This window comes from Ilumatobacteraceae bacterium, assembly GCA_033344875.1.
Taxonomy (GTDB): domain Bacteria; phylum Actinomycetota; class Acidimicrobiia; order Acidimicrobiales; family Ilumatobacteraceae; genus Ilumatobacter.
Genome location: JAWPMO010000001.1, coordinates 3,215,238 through 3,227,876, shown reverse-complemented (window position 1 = coordinate 3,227,876; position 12,639 = coordinate 3,215,238). Strand labels below are relative to the sequence as shown.

At 66.2% G+C, this 12,639-nt stretch carries 9 protein-coding genes; 6 read left to right on the top strand and 3 right to left on the bottom strand.

Features of this window, described 5'->3' with window-relative positions:
• Positions 1 to 227: 227 nt before the first annotated feature.
• The 5 genes from R8G01_15245 to mobF all read left to right on the top strand — a co-directional run bounded on the left by R8G01_15245 (position 228) and on the right by mobF (position 6,903).
• Positions 228 to 773: a sigma-70 family RNA polymerase sigma factor gene (locus R8G01_15245; GenBank protein ID MDW3215356.1), complete on the top strand. Its 546-nt coding sequence runs from the start codon at positions 228 to 230 to the stop codon at positions 771 to 773.
• Positions 770 to 2,362: a hypothetical protein gene (locus R8G01_15240; protein MDW3215355.1), complete on the top strand. Its 1,593-nt coding sequence runs from the start codon at positions 770 to 772 to the stop codon at positions 2,360 to 2,362. Before R8G01_15245 ends, R8G01_15240 begins: the two co-directional genes overlap by 4 nt.
• Positions 2,363 to 2,847: 485 nt before the next feature.
• Entirely contained in the window at positions 2,848 to 3,129 is a 282-nt protein-coding gene (locus R8G01_15235) for a helix-turn-helix domain-containing protein (protein ID MDW3215354.1), read from the top strand.
• The gene (locus R8G01_15230) at positions 3,119 to 3,523 is read left to right on the top strand and encodes a MarR family transcriptional regulator (protein ID MDW3215353.1); all 405 of its coding nucleotides are present in this window, start codon (positions 3,119 to 3,121) and stop codon (positions 3,521 to 3,523) included. Before R8G01_15235 ends, R8G01_15230 begins: the two co-directional genes overlap by 11 nt.
• An 86-nt stretch (positions 3,524 to 3,609) precedes the next feature.
• Positions 3,610 to 6,903 (top strand): MobF family relaxase, encoded by a 3,294-nt coding sequence (gene mobF, locus R8G01_15225; protein ID MDW3215352.1) that lies wholly within the window; start codon positions 3,610 to 3,612, stop codon positions 6,901 to 6,903.
• A 21-nt stretch (positions 6,904 to 6,924) separates the two neighbouring features.
• Here mobF and R8G01_15220 read toward each other — a convergent pair whose 3' ends face one another.
• The 3 genes from R8G01_15220 to R8G01_15210 all read right to left on the bottom strand — a co-directional run bounded on the left by R8G01_15220 (position 6,925) and on the right by R8G01_15210 (position 9,423).
• On the bottom strand, positions 6,925 to 7,407 hold the full coding sequence (locus tag R8G01_15220) for a hypothetical protein (protein MDW3215351.1): 483 nt from the start codon (positions 7,405 to 7,407) through the stop codon (positions 6,925 to 6,927).
• An 82-nt stretch (positions 7,408 to 7,489) separates the two neighbouring features.
• Entirely contained in the window at positions 7,490 to 7,990 is a 501-nt protein-coding gene (locus R8G01_15215; protein ID MDW3215350.1) for a DUF433 domain-containing protein, read from the bottom strand.
• Between the two features lie 320 nt (positions 7,991 to 8,310).
• Positions 8,311 to 9,423 (bottom strand): tyrosine-type recombinase/integrase, encoded by a 1,113-nt coding sequence (locus R8G01_15210; protein MDW3215349.1) that lies wholly within the window; start codon positions 9,421 to 9,423, stop codon positions 8,311 to 8,313.
• Positions 9,424 to 9,924: 501 nt separating this feature from the next.
• On the opposite strand from R8G01_15210, the gene R8G01_15205 reads away from it, so the two are divergent.
• The gene (locus tag R8G01_15205; protein MDW3215348.1) at positions 9,925 to 12,558 is read left to right on the top strand and encodes a DUF4331 domain-containing protein; all 2,634 of its coding nucleotides are present in this window, start codon (positions 9,925 to 9,927) and stop codon (positions 12,556 to 12,558) included.
• The last annotated feature ends 81 nt before the right edge of the window (positions 12,559 to 12,639 follow it).

Here is a 12,639-nt window from a genome sequence, read left to right as displayed (position 1 = left end):
ATTACGGAGCGCGCGTTCTGTGCGGCTCGCCACGGACCTCCGCTTCGCGCTGTTGCCGATTCTGCGTGCTTGTACGAGCACCCGGGCCAGTGTCGATGCCGAGTGGTCCGTAGCGGCGCCGTAACTGTTGCCGGAGTCGGCGACGTGCGACGGCGGCACGCTCGTGGTGACCAATAATCTGACTCGGTGTGCACGCGTGAGCCCACCCGTGACGTCTTGAAGGTGTGATGACTCATCCACCGAGAAGCGACAATCCGCCTCGACCCAGTTCATGGGCACCGCACCAGGACGCACACGAGCCTGAGCCGTCTCTGCCTCACGGTGATCTGTGGCGCCAGCACGCGGCAGATCTCACACGGTACGCCACCTTGCTCGTCGGGCCGCACGATGCCCACGACATCGTTTCCATCGCGTTCCACCGAGTGACGCAACGACTCGACGACGGCCAATCGATCCCGAACGTTCGTGCCTACCTGATGCGATCGGTCACCAACGCGGCAACCGATCAACACCGGTCTCAGAGACGCCGTCAAGAACGTGACCTCCGCGCGGCCGCCAGCTCACCGACAGCGACCGTCGAAGCCTCGGGTACAGAGCTCGACATCCGGCGTGCCGTTGCCGAACTCAGCGTGCAACAGCGCGCCGTCGTCTACTTCACCTACTGGGAAGACCTCGACTCCCGCGAGGTCGCCCACCTGCTCGACATCGCGCCAGCGACCGTGCGCCGCCACCTGTCCCGAGCGCGGTTCCAACTCCGAAAGGAACTCTCATGAACGACCTCCACACCCGACGAGCCAACGACGCCGACCTCAAGCGCCCACTCCACGGCGCCCTCGCCGCCATCATGGACACCGCACCAGCCACTCGGACCGCACCCACCGACCCGAACCTCCTCGATCAGTACCAGCCCGCGAACGACCGACCGCGGCTAATCGTCGGAGCCGCCGCAGCAGCCGTGCTCGTCGTCGGCATCGGCGGCCTCACCGTCATGCGGCAATCCGACGATCCGGCGGTCTCGGACTCGTCGCCGGATGCCTCAGCACCCTCGGCCACCGGTCCGACCACATCGGGCCCCACTGACCCGACGACCACCACAACAGCATCTGCCGATCCGCTCGCAACAGCGACCGGGTTCGTGCTTCCCACCTACGTTCCCGAGGGGTACGAGATTACGAACCTTGCCGCCTACCCGGCCACACCAAGCGCCGATCCCGACGTCGGCCGCTGGCTGAGCACCGAGGACCGGGGCGTGTCGCAGTTCAGTGTCTCGGTCCAGCCTGCTGCGAGCCAACCCGATCTCGAACTTCGACCGAACGCCACGATCCATGGCCAGCCGGCGATGAGTTTCGACTCCGGTGAGGGCATCGTGGTCACCTGGGTCGAGGGCGACTGGATCGTGTCAGCACGAGGCAGGAACCTCTCCGTCAATGACACACTCGCCGCTGCCGAGGCGCTCGTCCTCGATGCCGCGGGCCCGACGGTCAACCTCCCCGACGGCGCCCTGCCCGGCTTCAACCGACAGGATCCGAACCCGGTCGTCATGGACAACACGGTCGCTACGGGTCTCGGCCTTACTCGAACCGATGGCCTCCCCGGCGGTTTCATCAGCGCCGCCAGCATGCCGAACACCTCCGGAGACACTCTCGACACGATGCAAGCCCGAGGCGACGGCTACGAACGCCGGATCATCGGCGGCATCGAACGCCTCGTTCGGATCCAAGCACCCGACAGTCTCGGCCCGTTCACGAGCGTCGAATGGATCGACGGCGACGCCATCATCTCCGTCACCGGACGCGCCCCGTCCGAGGAAGTCATCGCCGTCGCCGAAGGCATCACTCAGGTGTCCAGCGACGAGTTCGCCGCAGCCGGCGCCGCGATCACCACCACCGCCGCCCGCCTCGACGTCCTCGACCAGACGACCTTCGACGACGGCCTCACCGTGTCCGTCCGGAGCCTCACACCAGGCGAAACCGGCAGCGGCGCGATCGCCATCTGCGTCGACGCGCCGATCGAGCGATGCCGACTCTCGTTCAGCGAGACCTCACTCGGTGGCGCCTACCAGCACAGCATTCTGGCTGCGTTCGACATCAACGGACAGACCATCCTCATCGCATGGGACGACACCGCTGAAGCAGAACGGCTCGGCGAACCGACGCTCAGCCCGTCCGGAATCGTCACCGACCCGTCACAGGCGCAGCCAGCCACCACTACGGCCCAGATCGACCAGCAGGTCACGACCGCAGCAGGCCGGTTCACCCGGATCAACGTTCCCGCCGGCGAACAACCGCCACAGATCAACTACACCACCGGCGACGGAAAGACTGGAATGTCGACCACTGCGCCAAGCTCCTACGATTTCTGATCGACAGCATCAGCACGCGGCAGGCCCGAGCGGCAGCACTCGGGCTACGCCGCGCGCATGCAAACCCCACGACCGCCAGGCATCCCAGCGAGCGCATAATCGCGGTCCGACAATGCGCCGAGGCCCACGCGAGAGCGGCACGTCCGCGGAGCGCTACAGGTCGCCAGACCCAGGCGATAATCACGGCCCGGATCGCTAGCGCCCGCGATGCAGAGCCGGCGAAGTGGTGGCGTTCGCGGCGCTCGAGGACACCGCATTATCACTCCTCTCGAACCCGCTGGCTGATCTCGGGCCGTGTTGGGAGTCCGTGTCCCAAGATTGCTGTCACATCCCTGGATGTGACATTCGTCACTATGTTTCCGGACGTACGGACACTCACGGACACGCACGGACACCAGAGGACACTCACGGACACTGGCCGGACGACCGACCCGATTTGGGGGGTCTTGCCTCGGAAATGACAGGGGTGTAAGTCGGACGGTCTGATGGATGCGTCCGTGATGTTGGGGGTGCCGGCGACACCGTTGTTGACGGTGGAGGAGGCCGCGGGTGTGTTGCGGATCGGCCGGTCGCTGGCCTATCAGTTGGCCGGCGAGTATGACGCCACGGGCGGTGTCTCGGGCCTGCCCGTCATCCGGTTGGGTGGCTGTTTGCGGGTCCCGCGCTGGGCGCTGCTCGAACTCGCTTTTACGGGGCGGGTCGTGCGGCTCTGTGACGCCGTCATCCCGGAGGATGTCTCGGTCAAGGTCCCAGCTGATGTCGACTGAGCGTCGACTGGTGTTGACCGCGGGCACGGTCGAGTTGCGTCGCCGGCTTGACCCGTCCGCGTGGGTCGTGTTCGAACAGCTCCTGCTCGAGTCGACCGACTGCGGTGATGGGTGTCGAGCGTCGGTGTCGGTCCGGTCGTTGGCCGCCCAGCTCGGTCTGGCGAAAGACACGGTGGCCCGCGCCCTGAACCGTCTCCGTCGCGCCGGGCTCGTCGAGGGTTCCCAGTCGCGGACCGCGACCGGTGTCTACGCGATCGGCACCTACACGCTCTCCGTCCCCACCTCCGTCACCGTCGACGACCTCAGCCAGACACCGCCTCTCACCTCAAGCGCACTACCCCCTTCCCGCTCCACCGCGACCACCGCCCAGCTCGCCCTCCCCCTCACGCCCTGACCACACCTCGCCACCATGAACACCTTCCCGACTATCACCACACCCCCACCACACAGACAGGTGCCCGCGAGTCCTCGGGAGCGGACATGCTGCGAGTGACGACCCTCTACGCGTCGACCGCGGCAGCGACGGCGCAGTACTACACCCGGTACCTGACTCAAGCCGACTCCGAACTCCCCGGCCAATGGACCGGCCGACAGGCCGACCTGCTCGGACTTCAGGGCGAGGTCACCACCGACGCGCTCGAAGCGCTGTTGGGGGGCCGTGACCCGATCTCTGGGTCACCGCTCGGTTATCCGCTCATCGATCGGGTCATCAAGTCGGGGAAGACGGTGCGGGCGGTGGCCGGGTTCGATGCGACGTTGTCGGCACCGAAGTCGTTGTCGGTGTGGTGGGCACTCACCGGCGACGACCGGCTCGCCGAATGTCACGACATCGCAGTCCGTGCGGTCGTCGACTGGATCGAACGCTACGGCTCGACCACCCGGATCCGGTCGAACGGACACCGACTCCACCCAGACACCCAAGGACTCACCGCAGCGGTGTTCCGTCAGACGACGAGCCGTCTGGATGATCCGCAGTTGCATTCCCATGTCGTGATCTCCTCCAAAGTGCAGTCTGGCGACGGCCGGTGGCTGGCGCTCGACGCGCGCACGTTGAAGGGGTTCCAGCGGGCGCTCGGTGGCATCTATCAGTCGGTGCTGCGCGCCGAGGTCACCGCCCGCTACCGCGTCGCCTGGGGCGAGATCGACAAGGGCCAAGCCGAGATCGCCGGCATCGGCGACGAGGTGTTGGAGGTGTTCTCGAAACGGACCGTCCAGGTCGATGCTGCGTTCCAGGCGAAGTTGGCGGAGTTCTGGGCGCGGGAGGGACGCGACCCGACCCCGAAAGAACGCGGCGCCCTCGGCCGTGAAGCCGCTGCCGACACCCGTGGTCACAAGACGGGCAACGGTGTCCCGGATCTGCGGTCACGGTGGCTCGCCGAAGCCGCAACCGTGGGCGTCACCGCCGACACGCTCAACGCCGACATCCACCTCACGGCACAAGCACGGTCGACCGAGCGACAACATGTGACCGTCGGCGAAGTCGTCAGCGAACTCGCCGAGCGGCGTTCCGCATGGCATCGCCTGGATGTCACCCAAACCCTGTGTGACACCGTCCGCCCACAGCCCGGTGTTGACGGCACCCGCTGGGCCGCACTCCTCGAGTCCGCAACCGAGACCGTCCTCGAAGCGTGCATCGACCTCGATCCACAGGACATCCACAGCCGACGCCGGACATCTGATGGGCGGTCGGTGTGGATCGAACCATCCGCCCGCCACCACACCAGCACCGTCGTCCTCGCTCAAGAAGAACACATCATCGTGTGGGCGATCGACCACCAACTCGACCCGCCCAACCCCTCCACCACCATCAACGGCGACGGGTTGGATGTGATGCAGGTCGAAGCCGCCGCCGCGGTCGGCGGCACCGACCGACTCGTCCTCGTGGTCGGCCCGGCCGGGGCCGGCAAGACCACCATGCTGCATGCCGCCGTGTCCGACCTCACCGGACACGGTCGGCCGGTGTTCGGGTTGGCACCCACCGCGAAAGCAGCCCGCGTCCTCGAAACCGGCACCGGCATGCCAACGGACACCGTCGCCAAACTCCTCTACGAACACAACCGCCAAGACCGACCACCCGACCCGTTCTGGCAGCTCCCGGCCGGCACCACCTTGATCGTCGACGAGGCCGGGATGCTCGCCACCGCCGACCTCCACCACCTCACCCTGCTCGCCGACCATCACCGATGGCGACTCGCCCTGGTCGGCGACCCGCACCAACTTCACGCCGTCGGCCGCGGTGGCATGTTCGCCGAACTCTGCGCGACCGGGCGCACCATCGAACTCGACACCATCCACCGCTTCCACAACCACTGGGAAGCCGCCGCATCCCTCAAACTGCGACACGGCGACCCCACCGGCCTCGACGCGTACACAGCCCACGACCGCATCCACGCAGCACCGTTCGCCGAACACCTCGACAACATCGCCGCAGCCTGGACCGGCGCCCACCAACGCGACGAGTACACCGCGATCACCACCACCACCAACAACCACGTCAACGCGATCAACCGGGCGGTGCAAACCCACCGCCTCACCCTCGGACAACTCGACGACCAACACCTCGACATCGGCGACGCGACGCTCCATGTCGGTGACGTCATCACAACCCGACGCAACCAACGCCTCCTGCGCACCTCGACCGGCGACAGCGTTCGCAACCGCGACTACTGGACCATCAACACGATCACCACCGACGGGGAGTTGACCGTGACCCGCATCGACGGACACGGCACCGTCACCCTCCCCCACGACTACGTCACCGAACACGTCCAGCTCGGTTACGCCGCCACCGAACCCGGCAACCAATCAGACACCGCCACCGCCTCCATCACCCTCGCCACCGGCGCCACCACCTGCCGCGGCCTGTACGTCGCTGTCACCCGCGGCCAAGCCGAGAACCTGATCTGCGTCGTCACCGACACCCACGACATCAGCGACGCCATCGACGTCCTCGAACAGATCCTCGCGACCGACCGCGCTGACCACCCCGCCACCCGCACCCGCCGCGAACTCGCCGCCACCACCCCGCCCACACCAACACTGCAGCCGCGGTGTCAGATCCCCGACTGGTTCCACGACCTCCACCACCACGCTCGACACGAACTCACCGACGCCAGAGCCGACGCCGCCGCACACCAGCAACGCGACCTCGAACTCCAACAACGCATCGACCAGCTCACCCGACAACTCGTCGACCTCGAACCACACTGCACACCCCACGACCACACCATCACCAGAGTCACCAACGACCTCCACCACGCACAACAACGCCACCGTCAAGCCGAACGAGAACTCGCCACCACCGGACGACTCCACCGCCGAACGGTCCGACACACCGTCGCCGACTGCGCCAACGACGTCACCACCGCCCGGACTGCACTCGACGAGATCACCCGCCGCGCCCAACCGCTACTCGACCAGCGAGACCAGCTCCGCGCCGAACGCAACCGACTCCAACAGCACCTCACCATCGACCGCCAACTCGCCCGACAACTCGACCGCTACGACCACCGACTCCTCAACGCCCAACACCGCCTCGACGCCCTCGACACCTGGGCCGACTGGGCCAACGGACACACCCCACGCCCCGCCCAACTCATCAACGCCGCCCACCACCTCCACCACACCGGCGGCCACCACGCCCTGCTCGCTGAACCCCTCAACACCTGGATCCACCAGAACGACCTCGCACCACAACACCAAGCGCTGGCTCAGCGACCCACCTTCGAGCATCCGCGTCGGCCCGATCCGCCCGGACTCGAGATCGGCTTCTGATCGGGTGTCTGGGAAGGGCGCCTATGGCTTCGAGCGCTTTGGCAGGAGCCGACCCGTGTACTTCGCCGGGTCGTCCTCGACATAGGTCTCCCAATCTCGCATTGCATCGATGGCCTCGCGTCGCACCTGTTGCACCGACTGACCTCGACTCTTTGCGATCCTCCCGATGAACTCCTTTGGTGGGTGAACGTTGCGATCGTTCGCCAACGTCGGAACCGGGAGGAAGATCACCCGACTGTCGTGCTGGCCGATGAAGCGTCGGATCGCCGGGAGGTACGCGAGCAGCTGACCCCACTCCGAAATGGGATCCTCCATGCGTTGCCGCCAGCTGATCACGTGGAAGTCCCGAAGATGGCTCAGGCAGACCATCTCTTCGGCCTGCTCCGCTTGTGTGAAGTCGCGCGTGACGATTGCGTTGAACCCGCTGAACGCGGCCTCGCAGTACAGCGCCCAGTCAGGCGTCGAACGCTCGGAGAGCCTACGATTCCAGTCCCACAGATGCATCCACTCGAGGTTGCGATCGACATCGCTCGGTTCGAACCCGGGCGGCTTGGGAAACCCCTGATCGAGGAGCAGCCGAATCCTGTCAGGCTGCTTCGAGCTCGTGCGCACCACGAAGACGTGTCTCCAACTCGAACGCGTCCTCGGCGGCGGACTCGTCGAGGCCAGGGTAGAGATTCACGATCTCCGCTATGTCAAGGCCGCGCTCGGTTCGCAACGAGTAGATCGATGCCGAGGGGATGCGCGTTCGCTCGACGCACGGATCGCCACCGAGGACCCACGGAGAGATGTAGGTGTGGGTGCTCGGCGTGACGAGGTTCGGACCCCACAACCTTGCGCTTCGGCCGAAGTCCTCGACAGCAGCGGTCAGGTCGAACGTCTGCAGGAGGTCGGCGAAGAGCCGGCTCCGGCCTTCCAGGGGAGCGCTCACGTCGCCGTCTGCGGCCAGCGTGTCTCGATCAGCGTGCAGGATCGTCACTGGCTTACCAGCGCTAATGTGTCGCTTGAGCCTGCTAACACGCTCGGCAGCGGCTGGGCGCGGCGTCTTGACGTCGTTGCGCAGCCATGCGAGCACTCTGACGAACACGAGATCTCGGTAGGACCAGGCCATTGGACTGCCACCAGCAAAATCGGGCACGTAGACCGAGTTTCGTTGCCAGTCATACAGAGTCGATCGAGGGATGCCCGAGAGCTGAGCTGCTCGATCCGCCGGATAGCGGCCTCGCGGATGACGCAGCGATTGGAGCACGAGGTCAGACGGACCCGGATGTCTTGATGGTGCCATTGCCGTGCCCTCCTCCTCGGCGCCTATCGGATGACGCGAGTGTAACTTCGCCCACCTTCTCCAACGAGGGCAAGAATGCCGTTCAACAACGCGGCATGGCAGCATCGACGTAGCGGTCGCGGCTAATCCGACTCGTCTTGGGGTTCGGCTGTGGTTGCGGCACCGAGGTTCTCGAGGGCTTGCATGAACGCGTCCTCGTGGTTCGGGAGTAGGTGACCGTAGCGGTCGAGCACGACCGAGACGCTGGTGTGACCAGCTCGCGCGGCGATCTGCTTGGGATGTCCTCCGGCGGCGATCCAGAGTGCGACTGCCGTGTGGCGAAGGTCGTGGATTCGCAGCGGTGCGAGACCGGCGGCCTCGACCGCTGGATTCCAGAACCGTCGACGAAACAGTGTCGGTCGGATGGGGTGGCCCTCGGGCGAGGCGAAGACGAGGCGGTTGGGGCCGGCCGCAGGGTCGCCGACGCTCAGCATCTCCTCGATCACAAAGCCGGGGACACCCACTGTTCGGATCGCGGCTTTGGTCTTTGGCGGGCCGAAGCTGATCTGACCTCCGACCGCCGACAAGGTCTCACTCACCTGAATCTGCCGGCGCCGAACGTCGATGTGAGCCCACCGGAGAGCCAGCAACTCGCCGAGCCTCAGACCGCTGTAACCCGCAAGGATCACGAAGCTTCGGTACCGGGGATCGATCGTGTCCGCGAGTCTTGCCAGTTCGGCCGGCGCGAGGAATCGCATCTCCTCGCGTTCGATTCGGGGGAGCGGTAGACGTTCGAGCGGGTTGGCGGAGATCAACCGGTCCTCGACGGCGGCGCGCATCAGCTTGTTGAACACCTGAACGTTTTTGGCCACAGTCGCCGGCGCCAGACCGCCCTCGTCGGCCATGTGTGCGACCCATTCGCGCAAGCTCGTTCGATCGACGCGCGCCAGCGGCACCGTCGCGAATGTCGGCAACACGTGGGTCCGCATCGCGATCTCGTTGCGAGCGCGCGTGCTCGGCCGGAGATTCGTGACCGTCGGCCACCACTGCTCGTACCACTTCTCCACGGTGAGCTTGCCGAGCCGCGGGTCGACGAACGAACCCTGCATCCGGTCGATCTCGATCACGTGGGCGAAGTGCTCGGCATCGCGTCGGCGGGAGAACTGCTTGGATCGCTCCTTGCCGTCGACTGCGCGAAAGCGAACGAGATAGGCCGCTCTTCCGTTGCCCAATCGCTTCGTTCGGATCGACGCCACACTCCGATTCTAGCCCTCCAGGTCCGCGTCAGGTCCGCGGACCACGCAACACGAGCCGACATGAGCCAACACTCTCGATCACAAAACACCAGTTCAAATGGTATAAACGAACAACAGTGCACAACCACGGACACCTGTGATCTGCCCTGATAAGGCAGAGGTCACAAGTTCGATTCTTGTTAGCCCCACCACGACGGGACGCCGAAAGGCGTCCCGTTTCGTCGTTTTCGGCACCTTGCTCCCGGCTCCGGCTCTCGGCACGGTCGAGCCGGAGCGGTCATCGCGCCCGCCCGGCGACGACGGGTGGGGGCGGCTGCGATCCGCCCACGTTCTCGGCGGGAATCTCGAAACCGGCAATCCGTTCCCGTTGGCAGTCCGAACAAGAGGTGACCAGCGAAGCACGTTCGTGCTCCGCTGGTCGCGGTTCGACGGCTCACGGGAACCCTCCTGTGGTCGCAGACAACGGCAGGCACCTCGGTGCCCGCCACCCGAGGAGGAACCATGCAACTCACCCGACCATCCGCCCGAACGGGAAAGCGGGGTGCCGTGATCGGCGCAGCGCTCGCCCTGGTCGGTGGCGCCATCGCCGTCGGAGGCCCCGGCGGCACGACGGCATCCAGCCACCGAGAAGCACCACTGATCGCCGGCGACCCACGCGCTGACAACACCGACGTCTACGCGTTCGTGAGCCCCGACGACACCGACACCGTGACGTTGATCTCCAACTGGATCCCGTTCGAGGAACCGAACGGCGGCCCGAACTTCTATCCGTGGGCCGAGGACACCCGATACAACATCAAGATCGACAACGACGGCGACGCATTGGAGGACATCACGTACACGTGGGAGTTCACCACGCAGTACGACGGTTCGACGTTCCTCTACAACAACGGGCCCGTCACGTCGCTCGATGACGAGAACCTGCTCTACTTCCAGACGTACGACCTGATCCAGACGATCTCGGCTCCCGGCGTCGCCGACGTCAGCACCACGCTGCTCGACGACGTCCGCGCCGCACCATCGCTCACCGGGCCCGGGTCGATCCCCGACTACGCCCCGCTCATGGAGCAGGCGACCTATGACCTGTTCAGCGGAGAGGGACAGACGTACGCGGGACAGGCCGACGATCCGTTCTTCCTCGACCTCCGGGTGTTCGACCTCCTCTACGGTGGCGACCTCTCCGAGGTCGGTGAAGACACGCTCGCCGGCTACAACGTCAACTCCGTGGCGATCCAGGTTCCCAAGACGCTGCTGGCCGCGGCCGGCGCGCCGGACGCGAACCCCGTGATCGGCATCTGGAGCACGACCGACCGGCGCAGCGTCCGCAACGCCGACGGTTCCGCACAGGGCGCCGTCGAGTACACGCAGGTGTCGCGACTCGGCAATCCGCTCGTCAACGAGGTCGTCCTGCCGCTCGCGCTCAAGGATGCGTTCAACGGGCTCGCCCCGGCCGACGATGCGTCGGTGGCAGCCGCGGTCGACGCGGTCACCAACCCGATCCTCCCCGAGTTGATCGAGTCGATCTACGGTGTTCCGGCCCCCGAGGGTCCCCGCTACGACCTCCAGGAGATCTTCCTGCAGGGCGTCAGCGTCGCGAATGCCGGTCTCGGTGGCGATCCCGACGTGGTGTTGCCCGTCGACCTGAACGGCCACAACTTGAACGCCGTCGCGAACACCACGACGACATTGCGGCCGTCCGAACAGTTGCGGCTGAACATGAGCATCGCTCCGTCGGCCAACCCGAATCGTCTCGGCCTCTTCGCCGAGCAGTTCGACGGGTTCCCGAACGGTCGCCGACTCGGTGACGACGTCGTCGACATCGCGATCCAGACCGTCGAAGGCGCCGCACAATCGGGCCAGCTCGTGGCAGCGCTCGCCGCCGGCGACGCTGTCGACCGCAACGACCGTGAGTTCCGCTCGACGTTCCCGTACCTGGCGCTGCCGCACAACGACAGCGTCAACAACGGGACCGAGCGACCGCCGCGGGCCAGCGAGTTCGTGACCGTGTCGCCCGACCGTGTCCTCGAGACTCGTTCGCAGGCCGGCCAGATCGGCTTCATCGGCGACAAGCCGGGAGCCGGCGACGTGGTCGAGGTCAAGGTCACCGGCGTGGGCAGCTCGCTCGTGCCGGACGACGCCCAAGCAGTGGCGGTCAACGTCACCGTGACGGAGAACGAAGGTCCGACGTTCGTCACGGCATTCGACTGTGACGACGACCAGCCGACGGCCTCGAACGTGAACTCGCTCGAGATCACCGGTGGTACCTCGAATCTCACGCTCGTGGGGATCAGCGATGCCGGCACCATCTGCCTGTACACGCTGGCCGCCAGCCACCTCGTGGCCGACATCGGTGGCTACGTCCCGTCGACGTCGGGTGTCACCCCGGTGACCCCCGAGCGGATCCTCGAGACCCGCGAGGAGTTCGGTCAGACCGGCTACTCCGGCAGCCAGCCGGCAGCAGGCGCGACGATCGTCGTCGATGTCGGATCGAGCGATCAGGTCGAGGACGGTGCCACGGCAGCGTTCCTCAACGTGACGTCGACCGATTCGACCGCTCCGGGCTTCGTCACCGTCTGGGACTGTGAGGGCAACCCGCCCACCGCTTCGACGCTCAACTACGAGCCGGGCGCCGTCATCCCGAACCTTGCGGTGGCGCAGCTGAGCGACGAGGGCACGGTGTGCCTGTACACGCTCTCGGGCACGGACCTCATCGTCGACCTCATGGGTGTGCTCCCGGCGGACTCGCAGTACACGCCGGCCGGTCCCGAGCGGATCCTCGAGACCCGCGAAGAGTTCGGTCAGGTCGGGTACAGCGGCTCGCAGCCGCAGGACGGCCAGGTCGTCGAGGTCCAGGTCACGGGAGTCGGCGACGCCGCCGTCCCCGCCGGCACCTCGGCCGCCTTCTTGAACATCACGACGACCAACGAGTCGAGTGTGGGGTTCATCACGGTGTGGCCGTGTGGCGTGCAGCAGCCGACCGCGTCGAACGGCAACTACCGGGGTGAAGGTCAGTCGACCGCCAACCTGGTGGCCGCCAACATCGGCGAGGGCGGCAAGGTCTGCATCTTCCTCAAGAACCCGGCCGACCTCGTGGTCGATCTCGTCGGGTACTTCCCGGGTCTCGGCGTCAGCTGAATCCGGTTGACGGCGGCCGCTCACGTTCGACGTGGGCGGCCGCCGCCCCACCCCGGCGCACCAGCCGGGTCTGCGAACCAG